Origin of the sequence: Thioalkalivibrio sp. ALR17-21 (assembly GCF_000420185.1) — a bacterium.
In the GTDB taxonomy this organism is placed as follows: domain Bacteria; phylum Pseudomonadota; class Gammaproteobacteria; order Ectothiorhodospirales; family Ectothiorhodospiraceae; genus Thioalkalivibrio; species Thioalkalivibrio halophilus.
Map to the genome: position 1 here is coordinate 1 of NZ_ATUL01000036.1, position 18,487 is coordinate 18,487.

At 65.0% G+C, this 18,487-nt stretch carries 18 protein-coding genes; 8 read left to right on the forward strand and 10 right to left on the reverse strand.

The features are described from left to right. Positions 1-75: 75 nt before the first annotated feature. Together G020_RS0113590 and G020_RS0113595 are read right to left on the reverse strand one after the other, a co-directional pair. Positions 76-378: a BrnA antitoxin family protein gene (locus G020_RS0113590; RefSeq protein ID WP_019570951.1), complete on the reverse strand. Its 303-nt coding sequence runs from the start codon at positions 376-378 to the stop codon at positions 76-78. Beyond that, complete coding sequence (locus G020_RS0113595; RefSeq protein WP_024329979.1) at positions 353-631, reverse strand: BrnT family toxin; 279 nt, start codon at positions 629-631, stop codon at positions 353-355. The genes G020_RS0113590 and G020_RS0113595 overlap by 26 nt, the downstream gene beginning before the upstream one ends. A gap of 327 nt (positions 632-958) precedes the next feature. On the opposite strand from G020_RS0113595, the gene G020_RS0113600 reads away from it, so the two are divergent. The 6 genes from G020_RS0113600 (at position 959) to G020_RS15335 (ending at position 6,892) form a co-directional block, all read left to right on the forward strand. Continuing rightward, a complete protein-coding gene (locus G020_RS0113600; protein WP_019570950.1) occupies positions 959-1,222 on the forward strand; it encodes an AbrB/MazE/SpoVT family DNA-binding domain-containing protein in 264 nt (87 codons plus the stop codon). Further along, on the forward strand, positions 1,219-1,599 hold the full coding sequence (locus G020_RS0113605; protein ID WP_019591846.1) for a PIN domain-containing protein: 381 nt from the start codon (positions 1,219-1,221) through the stop codon (positions 1,597-1,599). Before G020_RS0113600 ends, G020_RS0113605 begins: the two co-directional genes overlap by 4 nt. Before the next feature lie 280 nt (positions 1,600-1,879). Beyond that, positions 1,880-3,484: a mannose-1-phosphate guanylyltransferase/mannose-6-phosphate isomerase gene (locus G020_RS0113610; protein ID WP_026332955.1), complete on the forward strand. Its 1,605-nt coding sequence runs from the start codon at positions 1,880-1,882 to the stop codon at positions 3,482-3,484. A 3-nt stretch (positions 3,485-3,487) separates the two neighbouring features. Next, on the forward strand, positions 3,488-4,885 hold the full coding sequence (locus G020_RS0113615) for a flippase (RefSeq protein ID WP_231363097.1): 1,398 nt from the start codon (positions 3,488-3,490) through the stop codon (positions 4,883-4,885). A gap of 218 nt (positions 4,886-5,103) precedes the next feature. After that, complete coding sequence (locus tag G020_RS15125; protein WP_255349453.1) at positions 5,104-5,925, forward strand: sulfotransferase; 822 nt, start codon at positions 5,104-5,106, stop codon at positions 5,923-5,925. Positions 5,926-6,130: 205 nt separating this feature from the next. After that, a complete protein-coding gene (locus tag G020_RS15335) occupies positions 6,131-6,892 on the forward strand; it encodes a glycosyltransferase family A protein (protein WP_156002776.1) in 762 nt (253 codons plus the stop codon). Positions 6,893-7,028: 136 nt separating this feature from the next. Here G020_RS15335 and G020_RS0113625 read toward each other — a convergent pair whose 3' ends face one another. The 8 genes from G020_RS0113625 to G020_RS0113660 all read right to left on the reverse strand — a co-directional run bounded on the left by G020_RS0113625 (position 7,029) and on the right by G020_RS0113660 (position 16,431). Beyond that, complete coding sequence (locus tag G020_RS0113625; protein ID WP_156002778.1) at positions 7,029-7,781, reverse strand: AAA family ATPase; 753 nt, start codon at positions 7,779-7,781, stop codon at positions 7,029-7,031. Positions 7,782-7,784: 3 nt separating this feature from the next. Next, the gene (locus G020_RS0113630; protein ID WP_024329981.1) at positions 7,785-8,903 is read right to left on the reverse strand and encodes a glycosyltransferase; all 1,119 of its coding nucleotides are present in this window, start codon (positions 8,901-8,903) and stop codon (positions 7,785-7,787) included. Next, on the reverse strand, positions 8,900-10,147 hold the full coding sequence (locus G020_RS0113635; RefSeq protein WP_019591841.1) for a glycosyltransferase: 1,248 nt from the start codon (positions 10,145-10,147) through the stop codon (positions 8,900-8,902). Before G020_RS0113635 ends, G020_RS0113630 begins: the two co-directional genes overlap by 4 nt. A 246-nt stretch (positions 10,148-10,393) precedes the next feature. Then, on the reverse strand, positions 10,394-11,263 hold the full coding sequence (locus G020_RS0113640) for a glycosyltransferase family 2 protein (RefSeq protein WP_019591840.1): 870 nt from the start codon (positions 11,261-11,263) through the stop codon (positions 10,394-10,396). Between the two features lie 5 nt (positions 11,264-11,268). Then, on the reverse strand, positions 11,269-13,296 hold the full coding sequence (locus tag G020_RS0113645; protein WP_019591839.1) for a lipopolysaccharide assembly protein LapB: 2,028 nt from the start codon (positions 13,294-13,296) through the stop codon (positions 11,269-11,271). Next, entirely contained in the window at positions 13,293-15,302 is a 2,010-nt protein-coding gene (locus G020_RS0113650) for a lipopolysaccharide assembly protein LapB (RefSeq protein WP_019591838.1), read from the reverse strand. Before G020_RS0113650 ends, G020_RS0113645 begins: the two co-directional genes overlap by 4 nt. 116 nt (positions 15,303-15,418) lie before the next feature. Then, positions 15,419-15,877, reverse strand: coding sequence for a pilin (locus G020_RS0113655; RefSeq protein WP_019591837.1), 459 nt, complete (start codon positions 15,875-15,877; stop codon positions 15,419-15,421). Positions 15,878-15,990: 113 nt separating this feature from the next. After that, positions 15,991-16,431: a pilin gene (locus G020_RS0113660; RefSeq protein ID WP_019591836.1), complete on the reverse strand. Its 441-nt coding sequence runs from the start codon at positions 16,429-16,431 to the stop codon at positions 15,991-15,993. Between the two features lie 478 nt (positions 16,432-16,909). On the opposite strand from G020_RS0113660, the gene G020_RS0113665 reads away from it, so the two are divergent. After that, on the forward strand, positions 16,910-17,608 hold the full coding sequence (locus tag G020_RS0113665; protein WP_369774148.1) for a TIGR02281 family clan AA aspartic protease: 699 nt from the start codon (positions 16,910-16,912) through the stop codon (positions 17,606-17,608). 420 nt (positions 17,609-18,028) lie between these two features. Then, the gene (locus G020_RS0113670) at positions 18,029-18,355 is read left to right on the forward strand and encodes a MarR family EPS-associated transcriptional regulator (protein WP_018947717.1); all 327 of its coding nucleotides are present in this window, start codon (positions 18,029-18,031) and stop codon (positions 18,353-18,355) included. The last annotated feature ends 132 nt before the right edge of the window (positions 18,356-18,487 follow it).

An 18,487-nucleotide genomic window follows, 5' to 3' on the forward strand; every position in this document is an offset into this window, starting at 1 on the left:
GGTCGTAGGAGGCCAGCCCCCTGGCCGATCTGCCCGGTGCGTCTTCTGGCCCCGATCGGCCAGAGGGCTGGCCTCCTACGGGTCCGGCGTGGGGTGGTGTTCCTTCAACCATTCCTTCAGGGCCGCGTCCATGCGCGTCTGCCAGCCCTTTCCGGTTGCGCGGAACGCGTCCACCACCTCCGGTGACAGGCGGATCGTGATTCGTTCCTTGGTCACTTCGGACCGTGGGCGACCGACCGGACGAAGGTTCGCGAACTCCTGTTCATCGGGCTCATGGGTGTCCGGATCCGCAGCGATGCCCTCGTTGACCCGGGTTTCCTCGTCGGCATCGTTCAGCGCGACCCGGCGGCCGTCACGTAGCGTTATAAATTTGGGCATAGCGAAGGATCTCCCGGTTGTTGGCCTTGCGCAGGCTGATAATGCGGCGAGCGGATCCCCGGTCCGTGAAGACGACGCAGTACAGCCGTTTTTCCCGGAGGGCGTACCCCGTCATCCGGCATTCGCCGTAATCGGCCCTGCGGTCCTCTATCGCCAGCAGCGTGTCGCAGTCGAGATGCGCGGCGTCGGCCAGGGAGACACCGTGTTTGGCCAGATTCGCGGCTTCCTTGTCCGCATCAAATTCGATCTCCATTTGAATATTGTATGTACAAAAAACATGTGCCGCCAGCGCCACCCGGCGCCGGAGACAGCCCGGACGCACAATCGGCCGGAGGGCCGGCCTCCTACCGGTGGTAGGGTTCGGCCTGTGGGAGGCCAGCCCCCTGGCCGATCGGGCGCCGGAGACAGCTCGGACGCACAATCAGCCGGAGGGCCGGCCTCCTACCGGTGGCAGGGTTCGGCCTGTAGGAGGCCAGCCCTCTGGCCGATCGGGCGCGGGATGTCGGGGCCTGCGGTTGGCCATGGTTCGTTGCGCCTTGCTGTGCCATATTGGAGCTGTATGTGGCAGAGGATGAGAGCCGTGGCACAAAACGAAAACGAGGTGCAGGTTGGCGCACAAGGCAGGGTGGTGATCCCGGCGGCACTGCGCAATACCCTGAAACTGCGCCCGGGCGACCGCCTGGTCGCGCGTCTGGTCGGGGAGAGCCTGGTGCTGGAACGGCGTGAGATCGTCGAGCAACGGCTACGTGATCGATTCAGGCACATCCCGCGGGACGTCAGCCTCTCGGACGAACTCATTGACGATCGGCGGCGCGAAGCCGGGCATGAACACGGTGAACCATGACCACCGTGCTGGATGCTTCCGCCCTGCTGGCCTTTTTGCATGACGAGCCGGGCGGAGACAGCGTGGCGCGTGCCCTCGACGGCGGCTGCGTGTCCACCGTGAACTGGTCCGAGGTTCTCCAGAAAGCCCTGCAGCGCGGGGTCGACGTCCGGGGCATGCAGCAGGAGTTCATGGATGTCGGGCTGGTGTTCGAGCCATTCACGGCGCAACAGGCCGAGCTGGCCGCACAGCTGTGGGAATCCTCCCGCCGACATGGCCTGTCAATGGCCGACCGTGCCTGCCTCGCGCTGGCCAGAGACAAGGCCCTCCCGGTCCTGACCGCCGATCGGGCATGGAGCCAGCTGGACCTGGACATCGAGGTTCGCTCGTTGCGTTAACCCCGCCAGCCGCTTGTGTCCGGGTCCTGGCCGACGGGGCAAGACTGGCACCGGGCAGATCGGCCGGAGGGCCGGCCTCCCACAGGGAAGGGAGGGGTAGGAGGCCAGCCCCCTGGCCGATCGGGGCCCGACGACCCTCCGAGGCGGATCGGCCGGAGGGCCGGCCTCCTACCGGTCGGGTGTAGTAGGAGGCCAGCCCCCTGGCCGATTTGGCCCCGATCCGGCCCCGATCCGGCCCCGATGCGCCGGCCGGAGGCCCGCACTGGGGTATGATGCCGACATGGACGATACCGTGATCCAGCCCGTGATCCTCGCCGGCGGTTCCGGGACCCGCCTGTGGCCGCTCTCGCGCGAGGCGCATCCCAAGCAGTTCCTGGCCCTGCCGCAGGCCGATGGCCCGACGCTCCTGCAGCAGACACTCGCCCGCGTAACCAGCGCCTCCCTTGGTTCGACCACCCCCCGCGGGAGGCCGGCCCTCCGGCCGACCAGCTCCGGCGCCCGATCGGCCGGAGGGCCGGCCTCCTACCGGGCAGGGTTTGGTTGTAGGAGGCCAGCCCCCTGGCCGATGCCCCCGGAACCTGCTGCGGAGCCAGATCCGGGGCCAGCCCCACACCCCGCGCCAGGCTTCGCCCCCGCCCGGATCATCGTCGGCGCCGAACACCGGTTCCTCGCCGCCGAACAGCTGCGCAGCGCGGGATACACCGACCTGCCGCCGCTGGTGCTGGAACCCGAGGGCCGCAACACCGCCCCCGCCATCGCCCTGGCCGCGGCCTGTGAAGAAGCCGCCGGCCGCGACCCGCTGCTGCTGATCCTGCCCGCCGACCACCACATCGCCCGCACCCGCGACTTTCACGCGGCCGTGGCCCGCGCCACCCCGCTGGCTGAAGCCGGCTACCTCGTCACCTTCGGCGTCACCCCCGAGCGCCCCGAGACCGGCTACGGCTACATCCGCCGCGGCGAGTCACTGGGTGATGCCGGCGCCCGCGTGGCCCGCTTTACCGAAAAACCCGACGCCGCCACCGCCCGGCAATACCTGGAAGAGGGCGGCTACCTGTGGAACGCCGGCATCTTCCTGTTCCGCGCCTCGCGCATACTGGCCGAACTGGAACGCCACGCCCCCGACATCCCGCGCGCCGCGCGCGCCGCCATCGCCGGCGCCCAACACGACCTCGACTTCCTCCGCCCCGACCCCGACGCCTTCCGCCAGGCCCCCGCGCGCTCCATCGACTACGCCGTGATGGAAGCCACCGACGCCGCCGCCGTCACCCCGCTGGACGCCGGCTGGACCGACATCGGCTCCTGGGAGGCGCTGGCCGCCCTGCAGGAACCGGACGTCCACGGCAACCACACCCGCGGCGACACCGTACTGGAGGACTGCAGCCGCAGCCTGGTGGAAGGCCACGACACCCTGGTCGCCGCCCTCGGCCTGCAGGAGACCGCCGTGATTGCCACCCCGGACGCCGTTTTCGTCGCACCCCGCGACCGGCTCCCCGAACTGCGTGCACTGGTCGAACGCCTGCGCGAGCAGGCCCGCCCCGAGGTGCATCAGTACCCCACCGTGCACCGCCCCTGGGGCCATTACCGCAGCATGGAGACCGGCGAGCGCTACCAGGTCAAGCACCTGCACGTGCGCCCCGGCGCGCGGCTCTCCCTGCAGCGCCACCGCCACCGCGCCGAACACTGGATCGTGGTCGCCGGCACCGCCCGCGTCACGCGCGGGGAAACCGTATATGATGTGCGGGAAGACCAGTCGACCTACATTCCCCTGCACGAGATCCATTGCCTGGAGAACCCGGGCGAGGAACCGCTGGAGGTGATCGAGGTGCAGACTGGGGATTATCTTGGGGAAGACGATATCGAGCGGTTGCGCGAATGGACGGAGTAGTCGTTGCTGAAGCAAAAATCAGAATGGGCGCGTCCGGATTCTGGCATCCATTCTTCCGCCCGGTTTAGTGGCACCGGTGTGAGTTTCAGACAGCAGCTATTGCGGGGCAGTGTGGGGAGCATCGCTGTCAAAGTCACCGGCACGGCGATCGGCTTTGCCCTGGCCGTGGTGCTCGCGAGGCTTCTGGGTCCGGAAGGCTACGGCACATACGCGTTCGTGTTGGCCTTGCTCAGCCTGTTGGCGATTCCGGCGCAGGCTGGCCTGCCCCAGCTCATGGTCCGTGAGACCGCCAAGACCGAGGCGCGGGAACAGTGGGGCCTGATGCGAGGGCTCTGGCGCTGGGGCAACGGCTTCGTGGCGCTGTTTTCCGCCGTGATGATCGTCGTCGGTGCGTTGTTGCTCTGGTTCGGTGAACCATGGCTGAGCGAAGCACGATGGCAAACATTGGCCGTCGGGCTTCTGCTGGTGCCGTTTCTTGCCCTGGGAAACGTTCGCGGTGCGATTCTGCGCGGACTACGACGGACCGTCGTCGGGCAGCTCCCGGAAACCGTATTGCGCCCCGCGTTGCTACTGATCCTGGTGCTGTTGCTCCCGTGGCTGTGGGCGGACTTCGTCTTGTCGGCAGCCAGCGTAATGGCCCTGCACGCTGCCGCGGCGCTCGGGGTCTTTGTGATCGGCACCTTCTTGCTGTTGCGTGCTCGGCCACAGCCGGTTGCGTCCGGCCCGGTACCGGAATACGAGTCGGCGTACTGGCGCAACGCTGCCTTTCCATTGGCACTTCTGGCTGGTCTGCAGCTAATCAACCAACAGGTGGATATTCTGCTGCTTGGCCTCATCCAGACCGATGGCGATGTTGGCGTCTATCGGGTTGTCTTTCAGGTGGCTACGCTCGTCATCTTCGGTCTTCAGGCATTGAACCAGGTGCTCCAGCCGTATTACGCCCGGATGTATGCACAGGGAGAAATGGAGCGGCTGCAGCGCCTTGTGACCTACAGCGCACGCGTCATCCTGCTGATTGCCATTCCTCCGGTGATCGTGATGATCGCGTTCGGGGCACCCCTGCTCGAGTGGGTCTTTGGCGCCGAATACCGCGCAGGCGCCACCGCCCTGGCCATACTGGCGGTCGGGCAGCTTGTGAATGCGGCGATGGGATCGGTCGGCATGCTGCTGAACATGACCGGCCATGAACGCGATACAGTACGCGGGGTAGCGATCGCTGCAGTGTCGAATGTCCTTCTGAACCTCGCGTTAATCCCCATGTTTGGATTGGAGGGTGCCGCTGCCGCTACCGCCGCGACGCTACTTATCTGGAACCTGATTCTCTGGTATTACGTACACCGGCGTCTGGGGATTGAAAGCTCAGCCGTGTCAATTACTACCAAAAGCAACCGTCTCACTTGAGCCATCCGGATCGAGCAAGCTGAAAACGTGCCCTATGCTTTCTAATGAAACGCCCAATTGGTTACTGGAGGTATCGAGTGTCCCCATTTATGCTCGGCATCCGTTCGCGCTTCCCCCGCACTTATTCAGCCCTTCACGCCGCCGCAAAGGCTTGGAGGCCTTGCTTATCCCAGCCCGTAGCCTACAGTACCAGTCGACCGAACTCAGAGCCTTTCCTGATGATAGTGGGGGCAGGGCGTTCCGGTAACACCCTTTTCCGGCGCCTTCTGATGGAGCGCTCTCCCCTCTATATCCCCCCCGAAACCTACGTATTGGGAAAAATTGCGGACCTGAGATTGTCCGCCAGAGGGATCGGGTGGGCGTCTACAGTCGATCTGATGTTAGCAACCTTGGAGTACCACCCCGAGTTCACAACCTTCGACACCGCCAATTTGAGAGATCTTGCTCTAGAGGCAAAGGGCTGGCCAGAGGTCGACCGTACCGTAAATACCCTTCTTCTTGCGTTATACCGGACGCTCGCAAAAAACTGCGAAAGTGACGCAATATACTATGGTGATAAGACACCGCTAAACACGATGAACCTACATCGGATCGCGCCTTTTTTCCCGGATGCGCGATACGTCTACCTGCTTAGGGATGGTGTGGATGTGGCCAAGTCATACGTTGATGCCGGAATATATCCCGATATCTCTTCGGCGGCCAAGAGGTGGCGTGACAGCGTCCGCCACTGGGAAAGCTTCAGGGTGGGTATTGGCTCGGCCAGATATGTGGAGATCCGTTATGAGGATCTGGTGAAGAATCCGGAATCGGAAATAAGGAATGTGATATTTCACCTGGGTTTGCCCGTCAGGGATAGTGTGATCGACGTTTCGGCTTGTCTTGGTGATGTCGATAAGCTCGCCCACCATGAAAATGTTGCAAGACCCCCGTTTTCTGGATCCATAGGGAAGGGTAGAGTGCGTATGACACCAAACGAGGCGCGTCAGGTTCGACCAATCCTCAATCGATTTCTAAAGCGGTATGGCTATGATCGAGTATAGGTAGAACATCCGCGCGGTCTTGCTGGCATTCTGGCCTGCCTGGCTCTCCTTTTTGTTGTTAGCTAGGAGTGTGGGAAGGAGTGTAGGATGTCTCATTATGTAGCATTCGGTGTGCTTTGGTGTCCAGAAAGGTAAAGGTTATGTCATGTCGCGTTTGATAGTAAGTTGCACCACCACAAGCCGTCGGATGCGATTTCTGTATTACATGCTGCAGTCGCTTAAGGCGCAGACTGTTCAGCCAGATCTTATCCTGGTCAACCTATCCTCGACTGCCTATTTGGCGGATGATGGCGTGAACGATAGACCGGAATGGCTGGATGGAGATAACGTGTTGGTGAATTGGGTGCCGAATACCGGCCCCTATAGAAAGTTGTTGCCAGCTGTCGAAATCGCTGAATCTGACGATCTTATACTGACGGCCGATGACGATATCCTTTACGGAGAGAACTGGGTGGAACGGCTGGGGGAACTTGCTGGGAAGTATAAGGGACACATCGTCAGTGGGCGGGCTAGATGCATCAAGCGAAGCCTGACCGGAGGTTGGCAAAACTACCAGCTTTGGAAGCTCGTTGCTGAACCGATGTGCGGTTTCGAGATTTTGCCAACAGGAGGTGCCGGGGCAGTCTATCGCAAGGGTCTATTGGACCTGGACTTTTTGATGGATCCGATGTTCGCAGATCTGGCACCGACTACGGATGATCTCTGGTTTCGTGCGGCCAGCATGCGTAAGGATGTAAACGTCGCGGTCGATCCGCGCATCAGTCAGGATAATATCCGCCTGCGGCATGAACAGGGCCTGTTTGAGCATAATCAAGGTCGTGCACGGCGTTTGGGGGAGAAGGTAAGAGAGCAGACCGTCGGCAACGTGCAGGCCTGGATGGGGCTGCCTACGACCGAAAATGACCGGGCTTGGCGACGGATCATCCGATATTCGGATAGTTGGCCGAAAGGTCTTGTCGGTTTGTGAAGGCTATATATTCGGTTGGCGTGACTGAAAAGAACATGGGTGAGGTGTCCCGTATGTATGGCGAAAAAGGGGAGGGTGCTTGGGTGATCCGGTATGTGGGAGTGGGGTGGTGGTGCGGGTCGGGTAATGTAGCTTATTAGGAATTCAGCCGTATGTAATCCAATTCGTCTTGTAATGAGCATCCATTATTTGTGACGCTGTCGGTAGTAGTGGCTATGTGGTCGGCAAGCTCGATATAGCTGGCCATATTGGAAATGTGATCGTGCAGTGGCTGTTTGCGCTGGTGAATTCGTTGTGTGGCCGTTTCGGTGTCGATCTGGCAGTGAATAATTCTTAATGGGTTGGATGAGGTCCGGTGGCGAATGGCCATATATTGATCGAGGTAGTCCTTCGGATCCGGATGGTGCAGCGCCAGTGCAATGCTGGCCTGGGTAATGGATTCGTCGCAGAGTACGGGGCTTATGGGAGAGTGGTCCTGGCGGGTCTGAATGAACGCAACATCAAGGCATGCGCGATAAAGTAGCTGGATGCGCCGCGCGACCTGTGTAGCGTCCCCGCGAAGCTGTCCCAGTTCGCGATGGGCATGTTCGATCACGGGGATAAGGTCTTCGCTTCGGTCGCCCAGGGCACGCCACGCGCTGGATGGGGTGATCTGCTCGGCAAGGATATACCGCAGTGGCGGAATTGCGCAGGCGGCGGTATAGCAGAACGCAGCCAGTCGGGATCGGCGGCGGATTTCTCGGGCGAGATGGTTCGCCTTCGCTTTGGCCATGGACTCGGGGTGCGGGCGCAGGGCGGACGATCGGGTGAGTTGTCGGACGAGGGTAGTCTTGCCGGATCCCGGGGCACCGATCAGTTCGATGATTGGAGGAGAGGTGTCCATGGCCATATTTTATGGGCGCGAGGCGAGCGGGTGAACAAAGTCGATGAATGAATTGGCGCGATCGTGCCACGTGTCGCGTGCCGTTGAACCGGTCCACTCCGGGGGGGATGCGAGCGCGTTTTCGATTGCGTTGGCGAGTTCGCCCGGGGAGTCGGGCGGGTATGTCGAGACGACGCCAGGGGGAGTGGGTGTTGAAGCAAACGGCCCGGTACGGGCGGCGACAACAGGCAAGTGGCACGCCAGCATCTCGTGAAGCTTCTGGGGGTAACAATAGCTTCCGAATTGGCCGGGGACGTTGCAGATGACCCCGACGTCGAGAGCGTTCAGAACCAGTGGCACCTTCTCGACGGATATGTGTCCGAGGTCGTGAACCGGGAGATTGGTGGGTGGTTGCCAGGAGTCATCACGGGGGCCGGCGACCAGCAGGCCTGTGTCTCCACGTTTTGAGCCAAGGATGGCGGCGGCACGACTCAGGATGTCGATTCCGCGGTCGGAGGTGAGTGATCCCGCCGTTCCGAACAGACGCAGATCGGTGGACAGGTCCAGTTGTGCCCGGACCTGGTTCCGGTCGATGGGGCGAAATCGGTGGCCGTCCGCGGCGTTGGGCAAATGCAGGGTTCGGTGGGCACCGTGTTGCGATGCATATCGGCTGAGATCCTGTGAAGCGCATGTTACCGCATGGGCGTTACGGATTGCCGAGTGGAGCAGACGACGGAGCCCGGGAAGCCGGGTGAGACCGAAGGCTTCGTAGTTATCTTTCAGGTCAATGACTGAAGGGATGCCGTACCGGCCGGCTGCGCGTTCGCCGGCGACCGTAATCAGCGCATCCGACCCGGTCCAGATGAGATCCGGTTCAAAGGTCCGGATCGTCGCGCGGATCGCTCGAAGATAGCGGTCGAAGCGCAGCAAGGGACCGGAGCGGATTGGCAGGAGTTCCCAGCTAACTGCCGGGTCGGAGGGCGAGCCATTGTTCCCCTTCTCCTGTTCGGGTCGGTAGTCTGCGACCAGGCCGCGGACGTCGTGGCCCAAGCATGCGAGCTCTTCGGGGATCGCAAAGCATCGGCCATGGAGATGGGTTAGCGCGTCCAGACCCATGTGATGGCGTTTGGTGAGGACGAGGATCTTCATCCGAGGTCCCGGTAAAGGAGTTGGAAACGCCGGGCGGTCGCTTCGCGATCATAATTCTGCAGTGCGTGGCTCCTGCCCTGGCTCGCGAGGTTTCGTACCCGTTCGGGGTCATTCATCAGGGAGTGCAGAGCGCTGGCGATCTGCTCTGGATCGCCGGGGCGGACACGCAGGCCGCTCTGGTCGTCAGGTATCGGGTCGCGGACCGCGGGCAGGTCGGACGCGATAACCGCGCATCCGCAGCCCATGGCTTCCACGACGACCAGTCCGAAGCCTTCCTGGTCGCCGTCCGCGGCTTCAACGAAAGGGAAGACCGCGATGGCCGCGCGTCGGTAATACTCGGGTAGCGTGTGGTGGGGTACAGCGCCATGAAACCTTACCTGGTCGTCTATTCCGAGTTCGCGGCTCTGCGCCTCGAGTTTGGCGCGGAGAGGGCCGTCGCCAACAATGTCGAGGGTTGGGCGTTCCAGTGGTTCAAAGCGTTGGAGGGCTTCCAGGAGATGAGCGAGGCCCTTTTTCTCGACAAGGCGGCCCACGAAGATGAGGCGTCGGGGGTCGCGCTCCTGAGGAGGCGAGTCGCCGGGGCTGAACCGCTTGGTCAGGTCGGTACCCATGGGTATGACCGCCGGTGACGACTCGGGGTGCAGACGCCGTGCTTCTTCGGCCATGGCCTGGCTGACCACGCTGGTGGCGTCCACCTGTTGAAGAACCCAGCGTTTGATCCGAGTCATCAGGCCGCCCTTCAGGCCGAACAGATCGCCCCCGTGGGAAGTGCACAGGATCGGGATGTCTGTGCGACCCGCGAGGCGGCGGGCGATGAGCGCGGCGAGGCCCTGAGGGATGAGCCAGTGGGCATGGATGATGTCGACTTTGGGTTCGCGACGCAGCCGGAGTGCAAGACTGGCGATCTGGGCAAGAAAGAAAAAGGGAAGCTGGAGCGCCCGAACGGGTTTCTGCTTGAGCCGCTGCGTCATGCCTCCTTGATAGGCGGCGGACTCCCAGCGGGGGACCCAGTAAACGAAACGGGAGACCGGTATCTCCTCCAGTGTCTCGCGTCTGGCGGCGCCGGGGGCATGTGGGGCCAGGATCTCGACGGCGACATTGGGGCGCAGTGAGCGGGCCAGGTCGAGGATGAAGCGCGGCTCGGAGTCACCGGCCCAGCGCGGCAGCGTCGAGGCCGTCATCAGAACCCTTAAGCGGGGGCAATCCTGTTCGGAAGCATGAACCGTCATGGTCTCTTGCGGCATCCCTGGCTGCGGCCTTTCCTTGCGGCCCGTGCGTGGCCTTGGGTATGCAGGTCGGAGTCGGCTGAGGAACATAGCCTACCATGGGCGGCGAGAGATCATTGCGGAAAAGCGGGGGGCAGCCCGGCACCCGAGTGGTGGCGGTAGGGGGGTAAACGTGACGCTCAAAATGGCTCTCATTCCGTGGTTGGGCGTGGCGGTGGCGACCTGTGTGAGTTTTGTGGTGTGACCGTATGGTTCTGGTTCGCTTTAATCGCCCTCCGAGTGCGCATCCTTGTACATGAGCTGGGTAATCTGCTCGGACACCAGGCCGATCAGGAAGATGGTGACGCCGGCGGTGAGCATGAAGATGGTGGCCAGCGACAGCCGCCCCTGGGTGAGAAAGGTGAACGCGTAGTACCCCACGCCCAGCAAGCCGTGCAGGAACGCCACGGGCACGAACAGCTTGAGTGGCGAATAGAGCGTGCCGATCTTGAAGATGATCAGCAGGAAGCGGATGCCGTCCTGAATGGGGCGGATATGGCTCTGGCCAATGCGTTTGGCGGCGTGGATGGGCACGTAGCACACCGGGTAGCCGGCGCGGAAGAACGCCATGGTGATGGTGGTCGGGTAGGAAAAGCCGTTGGGCAGCAGGTGCAGGAACTCGCGGAACAGCCGCGCGCGTACTGCCCGAAAGCCGGAGGTTAGATCCTCGATCCGCTGCCCGGTCATGAAGCTGGCCAGCCGGTTGTAGAAGCGGTTGGCCAGGCCGCGGCCCACGTTGGCCTGCGAACCGCGCTGGCGCGCGCCCACTGCCATGTCGTAGCCGTTGTCCAGGCGTTCCAGCAGGCGCGGGATATCCGCCGGGTCGTGCTGGCCGTCGGCGTCCATGAACACCAGGATCTCGCCATGCGCCGAACGCGCCCCGCGCTTGATCGCGGCGCCGTTGCCCATGCTGTAGGGCTGGGTGACCACCCGGGCGCCGGCCTCGCGGGCCACCTGTTCCGTCTCGTCGGTGGAGCCGTCGTTCACCACCAGGATCTCGGCCTCGGGGAACTGCCCGGCCAGCGCGGAGACGACGGGACCGATGGCGGCGTCCTCGTTTTTGGCGGGGAGGATGATGCTCAGCTGCGGATCCATGCGCTTCACTCCATGTTGGCCTGCCCGGTCCTCGGGGCCGGGATCGGGTAATCCGGTGCGAGCAGGTCCTCGAGGATGGCCCCTCGCAGGTGCTCGCGCTCGCGCTCATAATACCCGGTTCGTTCGGTGTAGCGGGCGCGGATGCCGTCGATGTGCGTGCCTCGGGCGCGGGTGTCCAGCGGCGTGGTCTCCAGGAACACCAGGGCGTCTTCCAGATGGCCGGCGCTGGCGATGCGCGCGGTCACGGCCAGGACCCGCCCGGGCCGGGGTTCTTCGCCCAGGGAGCGCCGGTAGGCGGCCACCGCGGGTTCGATCTCGCCCTGGTCCAGGTGCACATAGCCGCGCCACAGTTCCAGGGTGGAGCCCAGGCCGGGGCGGTTGCGGGCCCGGTCGTCGGCCTCCAGCCGGTCGATGATGGCGAGCACGTCTTCGGGCTGGTCCAGTCCCGGGCAGCCTCCGCCGTGCAGGTGTTCCAGCAGGGTGTTCACCTGCGAGCGCTGCACCGAGCGTACCGCGCTCATGGAGGCGAGGGCGTCCAGCGTGCCTTCCAGTGGCTCATGCGGGTCGCGGCCGCGTTCGCAGGCGATGCCCACGGCACGGATGCGCCAGGGAATGCCCTCGGGGTTCAGTTCGATGGCTCGACGGATCAGCCGTTCTTCTTCCTCATAGTGCCCGGTCTCGCGCCAGAATCCGGCCAGGTAGTGCTGGGCACGGGCCGAGTCCTCGCGGGCCTCGGCCCAGCCGCGGGCCTGCTGGAAGGGGCTGCCCCACAGGTCCGCACGCAGCGCGGTCACCAGGGCCAGTGCGGCGATGACCAGCAGGGGCACCAGCGTACGGGTGAGCGCATCCGGGCGTTTCCAGCGCAGCCAGGCCAGCGCCAGCGGCAGGCCGAGCAGGGCGGCGGCCAGGTGGTTGCGGTGTTCGAAGTACAGCTCCAGCTGGATGAAGCTCGACTCCAGCAGATGCGCGGCCAGAAAGAACAGGATGGCCGCCGCCAGCGCCGGGAAGCGCAGTCGCCACACGATGGCCAGCGCGGCCAGGGTTATCCAGGCCGCCCAGGCCAGTGCCGTGGTCCAGGGGCTGAACAGGCCGGTGGAGACCGTAATATGGTCCTGAAACACCCCGCCCGTGACCGGTCGGGGCAGGGCCAGGTGGCCCACGTAATCCCACAGGATGCGGCCCTGGGTGAGCAGGCGCTCCAGCGCGGTAAAGCCGCGCGTGCCCGGGTCGTCGCTCAGCAGGGCCCCGGCGCGGGTGGCCAGATAGGCCAGCAGCAGCGCGACGGGCACGCCCAGCACGATCCGCCGCCACCAGACAAACCCGCGGGTCGGCTGCAGGCCGTGCCGCCGCGCATGGGCGGCGAGGATGGTCCCTTCCAGCACCAGCGCCAGCAGCGGCAGCAGGGCCCCGTTTTCCTTGGAGAGCACGGCCAGCAGGCCGCACCCGCCGATGCCGCCGGCCATACCGAGTACCGTGGCCGGGCGGACCTCGGGCGGGTGCGCCAGCCGCGTGCGCACGTACAGCCACAGCCCGGCCAGCACGAACAGTGTGGCGAGCTGCGCCATGCGCTGCACCACGTACAGCGTGGTGGAGACCCACAGCGGGTGCAGCAGCCACAGCGCCGTGGCCAGCAGGGCCACCAGCGCGGCGGTGCGGGCGTCTGCCTCCAGTGCCCGTGCCAGCCGGTGCAGCAAGCCGAACAGCACCACGCCGATGGCCAGATGGATGAGCACGTTGGTGTGCTTGAACGGCTCGGGATCCGCCGGCCAGTTGCGCGCATCGATCAGGAACGAGGCCATGGCCACCGGCCGTCCGGTGGGGCCGGCAAAGCCCGAGAGCACGTACAGCCAGAATGCCTGCAGGTTGTCGATGGTGCCGTAGAAACCGAGCAGGGCCAGGTTGGTCAGATCATCGAAGATGAAATCGCCGGACAGGCCCGGGCGGTAGACCAGCCAGGCGAGGGCCAGCAGAAGGAGCAGGGCCAGCCTTGCGCGCCATGCCGTATGAGATCGAACGGAGTTCAGCCGCGTCATGGCATGACCTCCCCATGGGGCCGGAGCTCGCCCGGTTCGATCTCGCCCGGCTCGATCGGGTCCGGCTCCTGTCGGCGTTCATCGAGCTGGGCCTGCAGGGCGCGTCGGGTGCTGCCGTGCCGGTCGGCCTCTGCCGCACGCATCAGGCTCTGTTCTGCCTGGTGCAACATTCCACTGACGATCTGAAAACGCGCCAGCCGCAGCCAGGCCACCTCGTTGCCGGGGCGGTGGGCGGTTTCCTCGAGCAGGAGTTCGTACCCGCGTTCGCGCTCGCCCGCGACGTTGATCAGGAAGTCGGCCAGCGCGGGGCGCAGGCGGCTCCGGTCGGGATGGAGCTCATAGGCCGTTTCCAGCACCCGCTGCAGCCGCTGCGGGTCCAGATCGATGGTGCCGTCGGCCTGCGCGCGCGCCAGCGACATCAGCGCACCCACGTCCTGCGTGGTCAGCGGCCCGCGGCGGATGTATTCCTCCATGGCGGTCCACCATACAGGGTCCACGTTTAGTCCCGGGTGCCGAGCATGTTCGAAGATCAGCCCCTGATAGGGCGTAAGGGTGGCGCCGGGCAGGCGGGCGGCGCGCTGCATCTGTTCAATGGCCAGTCCGTATACCGGCTGGCCCGGTTCGGCGCCTGCCTGAATCAGGATGAGGCCCAGATGGTAGCTGGCCCGTGGGGAGTCTTCCTGCCGGGTTCCTTCGAAGTACGCCAGTTGCACCGGATCGCTCCACTCGCTGGCCCGCAGAAAGGTGAGAAACCCGTAGAGTGCGATCAGGCCGATCACGGCTGCCTTGCGCGCGAACGCAAGCGAGTCGCCTGGCCGCCCCGAGAGCAGCACCCCGAACACCGCCATGATCAGGCCGGCCGAGGCGATGTGATTGCGGTGCTCGTACACCAGCTCCAGGCCGATGATGGTGGACACCAGCAGGTGCGGGATGAAGAAGAACAGTATCCCGAAGGTGATGAGCGGGTGACGGCGCCACAGCGCGAAGGCCCCCGCGACCAGCCCGAGCAGGCCCAGCGCTGCCGGCAGGCTGGTCCAGGGGTCGTTCCAGGCGCGGGCGAGCGGGAAGGCATCGTGATACAGGGTAAGCGTGCCGGGTGCGGGCGCGACGATGTTGCGCATGTAGAACCACATGGCGTGGGCCTGGGTCCACAGGCGCTCCCACAGATCGAACGGGCGGTTGGGGAGCTCGGGGTTCACCGGCAGTACCGTGGCCAGGCCGGCCACGCCGGGCAGCACCAGCACCAGGCCGAACAGCCAGTAGAGCCCGCGCCGGGTCGCCGTACCGGCCGCGCCAAAGCCGAACAGCAGCCATTCGGCCAGCAGCGCGAACACCGGCAGCATGACCCCGCTTTCCTTGCTGAGCACGGCCAGGGCCGTGCCGAGGCCCAGCCCGCCCAGCACCAGCGCCCAGCCGCTGCGCAGACGCCCGCGTTCGATCCGCAGGCGCCCGAGGATGTAGGCAATGAGGCCGGCCAGCATGAACAGCGTGGCCAGCGCCTCCATGCGCTGGACCACGTACAGCACGCCGGTCAGGTTGATGGGGGCCAGCGCCCAGGCGGCGGCTACGGCCAGAGCGAACATCGGCAACGGAACGACCAGGCTCAGGCCATGGCCGCGCCGTTCGGTCAGGCGGTGCTCGAGCCGGCGCGCGACCAGCAGCGCCAGGGCAAACACGAGCAGCGTGTTGATCAAGTGGATCACCACGTTGGTGATCTTCATCGGGAACGGGTCCAGCCCGAAAAAATAGCGTTCCAGGGCGAAGCTGCCCATGGCGATGGGCCGGTTCAGGCGGCCGGAATCCGCGGAAAACGCCGCGGCGCGCAGCTCGGCCCACGACAGGTGATCCATCTCCAGGGCGGCGTTGTCCACGATATTGGGCATGTCGTCGAAGACATAACCCCCGGTGCTGCCGGGCGCGTAGACCAGTGCAACAGCCGCCAGCAGGGCGACCAGAAGGATGGCGCTCAGCGTGGTACCGGATAGGGTGCGGGAGGGTCCGTTCACCGTGGCCTCGTGGCGGATGTCTGGAACTGCGGGGAGGGGGTGGAAAAAGAACACCCCGCCGGAGCGGGGTGTTCGGTGCCGGTATCAGCCGATGATCGGCTGAAGGTCAGCCCGGCTTACTGACGGCAGTCGGTCGGCAGGTACTTGGTTTCCAGGTCGCCGGGGCGGCAGTTCCACTGCAGACTGCCGGCGGACGTCGTGGCCGAGAACTCCAGCGTATCCCCATCGATGGCGGCGTTGGCCTGATTGCCGAAGGTGATCGTGATGATGCCGTCGGCGTCGCTCGGCTCCTCGCCAGACGTGCCAGCATTAACATGGGTCACGTAAGAGCCGGTGATCTCTTCGGAGGGTTCCAGACCGTATGAGGCATTGTCGGAGGCGAAGGCGCCGCGCTGGTTTACATATTCGGCCACGGCGGTGCGGGCACCGGCGGCCAGCGACATGCCTTCCGAGACCTGGGCGCGGACGGTGTAGTCCTGGTAGGCCGGCAGGGCGATGGCCGCCAGGATACCGATGATCGCGACCACGATCATGAGTTCGATGAGGGTGAAACCCTTCTGGACTTGCTTGCGCATGGTGTTGCTCCTTGCTCTTGGGAGTTGGTCAGGGTCCTGCTAAACCCTGCCTGAAAGTATGCAATCGTAATGCCAAGTATTGCAATACTACGGGCGGGGAAATTTGGGCCAGCTCAGTCGGCCCGGCATCCCGAGGGCAGCAGGCGGGTGGGGACGTCCCCCTGGCCCAGGCACTGCCAGGTCAGCCCGGAGCTGGCAGTGGAGGCGGAGAACACCATGTAGCCGCCGGCCACGCGTGTATTGGCATCGTTCCCGATCAGGGCCCGGATGGTGCCGTTATCATGCACCTCAATGGATTCGGTGTAACTCCCCGCATATCCCTGAGGGTCTTCCAGCCCGGCCGATTCGTTGGAGGCGGGGAAGTGGCCCCGTTCGTTGTAGAACTCTTCCACGGCATTCCGCGCCGGGCCCACGAGCGAAACGCTTTCCGCGAGCTGTGCCCGCACCTGGTAGTCCGCGTAGGCAAACAGCGCGAGGCTCGCGAGGATGCCGATGATCGCGACCACGATCATGAGTTCGATCAGCGTGAAGCCCTTCTGGATGAGTTGTCGCATGGTGCTGCTCCTTTGTTTTTTGTGCGGGCAATCACATTTCGTGCCAACTCATGCACCCCGAGTGTGACGGCGATTGTCAGTCTCGGGTGACGAAATTGGTCACCTCGAGTGACAACCTTGGTCAGTTTGCGGGTATTCCTCAGCGCGCCCGTCGGGATTCTCACCCCCGCCCGCAGCCGCTTGTATGTTCTCGCTGCCCGGCCAATAATCCTTCCTCCCCCACGCAGGAGCGCAGCCCCCTGCGCGTGGGGGTGCTGGACGTGCCCGATCGGCCAGAGGGCTGGCCTCCTACCGTGTTGTAGGAGCGCAGTCCCCTGCGCGTGGGGGTGCTGGACATGCCCGATCGGCCAGAGGGCTGGCCTCCTACGGGCCCGGCACCCTGTGGGAGGCCAGCCCTCTGGCCGATCGGGGTCTGGATACGCCCCATCGCGCAGGAGCCTGCTCGCAGGCGAAACGCCAAGGTGGTATACAAAGAACAATGATTAAATCCCGGAAAACACGCTACGCCGCCCGCTTCGTCATCTTCGCCGCCGCGTTCGCGTTTCCCGGCGTTGCCGCCGCCGACATCACCGTCCACGCCGTGTTCGACGGCCGGGCGGTCCTGTCGGTGGACGGCGAGCGGGCCGTGGTGGCCGAGGGCGAGAGCGGCCCCGGCGGGGTTCGGGTGCTGCAGGCGGGCGGCGGACGCGTACAGGTGGAGTTCGCGGGGGAGACCCGCTGGCTGGAGCGCGGGGCGGGGGAACCCGCTTCCACAGGGGCTGGCGATGCGGATTCGGCCGATGGTGAAGCTGCGGGCCGTGAGAGAGAGGCCGCCGACCCCGGGATCACCGTGTACCCCGATTCTCGCGGGGTGCACAGCCTGACCGTGGGCGTGAACGGCCGGGCCATCACCATGGAGGTGGACCGCGAGGCCGAATCGGTGATGCTGCGCGAGCGCGATGCCGAACGCGCCGGGGTGGACGCCGACGCCGGCAATACGGTGCACCTGCGTACCGAGCGCGGCCGCGTGAACGCCCGCCGCGTGACGCTGGATGAAGTGCGGGTGGGCGGCATCCGCCGCAGTGGCGTGAGCGCGGTGATCGTGCCGGACGATCACATCCACCGGGCGCGCCTGGGGCGGACCTTTCTCGATCGGGTGGAGGTGGAACCCAGCGGTGACGCGCTGATTCTGCGGTAGGGGGTGCCCCGGTTCGCCTGCGAGCAGGCTCCCACAGGCCGATGTGGGGGTGCGTGGGAGCGGCCTCGGCCGCGAACCGGACGTGCGTGCGCCCCGGGTTCCGGCTGTTCGCCTGCGAGCAGGCTCCCACAGGCGGGTGGCGGGTGCGTAGGAGCGGCCTCGGCCGCGAACGGACGTGCGTTTGCCCCGGGCCCAACCTGTTCGCCTGCGAGCAGGCTCCTGCAGGCGGGTGGGGAGGCTGTTCGTGTGCGGGCACACTCCTACGATGGGCGATGTGTCCTTGCCGGTCCACGGGGGGTATGATCCAATACGCTCCGTTCGTTCAGGGGGTGAACGGCGCCGGCCGTGCGGATGCATCCGCGTGTTCGCGGGTCGCCCCTCCCGGCGCCGACGTGCCGAAAGCCCCTCGAAGGCGGTGAATTGCAGCGAGACGAGATCCAGTACCGCATTCTGAAGATCCTTCAGGACCATCCCGAGCTGAGCCAGCGCGAACTGGCGGAACGGCTGGGGGTGTCGGTGGGCAGTGCGCATTATTCCCTGAGGGCGCTCATCGACAAGGGCTGGGTCAAGGCGGGCAACTTTGCCCGCAGTGAGAACAAGACCCGCTACCTGTACAAGCTTACCCCTCATGGCGTGGCGGAAAAGGCCCGGCTGGCGCGCGCGTTCCTCCAGCGCAAGCGCGAGGAGCATGCCGCCATTCAGGCGGAGATCGCGGCGCTGGAGGAAGAGCTGAGGCAGAGCCGGTAGGAGGCCAGCCCCCTGGCCGATGGGGCCGTGTTGTAGGAGCGCAGCCCCCTGCGCGATGGGGCATGTCCAGGGCCCGATCGGCCAGGGGGCTGGCCTCCCACGGTGTAGGAGCGCAGCCCTCTGCGCGATGGG

Coding starts and splice junctions, on each gene's coding strand:
- G020_RS0113640 (WP_019591840.1), bottom strand. CDS start 11,263: ATGGATCCGCAGCTGAGCATCATCCTCCCCGCCAAAAACGAGGACGCC.
- G020_RS0113625 (WP_156002778.1), bottom strand. CDS start 7,781: ATGGCCATGGACACCTCTCCTCCAATCATCGAACTGATCGGTGCCCCG.
- G020_RS0113645 (WP_019591839.1), bottom strand. CDS start 13,296: ATGACGCGGCTGAACTCCGTTCGATCTCATACGGCATGGCGCGCAAGG.
- G020_RS15125 (WP_255349453.1), top strand. CDS start 5,104: ATGATAGTGGGGGCAGGGCGTTCCGGTAACACCCTTTTCCGGCGCCTT.
- G020_RS15335 (WP_156002776.1), top strand. CDS start 6,131: ATGCTGCAGTCGCTTAAGGCGCAGACTGTTCAGCCAGATCTTATCCTG.
- G020_RS0113610 (WP_026332955.1), top strand. CDS start 1,880: ATGGACGATACCGTGATCCAGCCCGTGATCCTCGCCGGCGGTTCCGGG.
- G020_RS0113605 (WP_019591846.1), top strand. CDS start 1,219: ATGACCACCGTGCTGGATGCTTCCGCCCTGCTGGCCTTTTTGCATGAC.
- G020_RS0113655 (WP_019591837.1), bottom strand. CDS start 15,877: ATGCGCAAGCAAGTCCAGAAGGGTTTCACCCTCATCGAACTCATGATC.
- G020_RS0113660 (WP_019591836.1), bottom strand. CDS start 16,431: ATGCGACAACTCATCCAGAAGGGCTTCACGCTGATCGAACTCATGATC.
- G020_RS0113590 (WP_019570951.1), bottom strand. CDS start 378: ATGCCCAAATTTATAACGCTACGTGACGGCCGCCGGGTCGCGCTGAAC.
- G020_RS0113635 (WP_019591841.1), bottom strand. CDS start 10,147: ATGCCGCAAGAGACCATGACGGTTCATGCTTCCGAACAGGATTGCCCC.
- G020_RS0113665 (WP_369774148.1), top strand. CDS start 16,910: ATGATTAAATCCCGGAAAACACGCTACGCCGCCCGCTTCGTCATCTTC.
- G020_RS0113595 (WP_024329979.1), bottom strand. CDS start 631: ATGGAGATCGAATTTGATGCGGACAAGGAAGCCGCGAATCTGGCCAAA.
- G020_RS0113630 (WP_024329981.1), bottom strand. CDS start 8,903: ATGAAGATCCTCGTCCTCACCAAACGCCATCACATGGGTCTGGACGCG.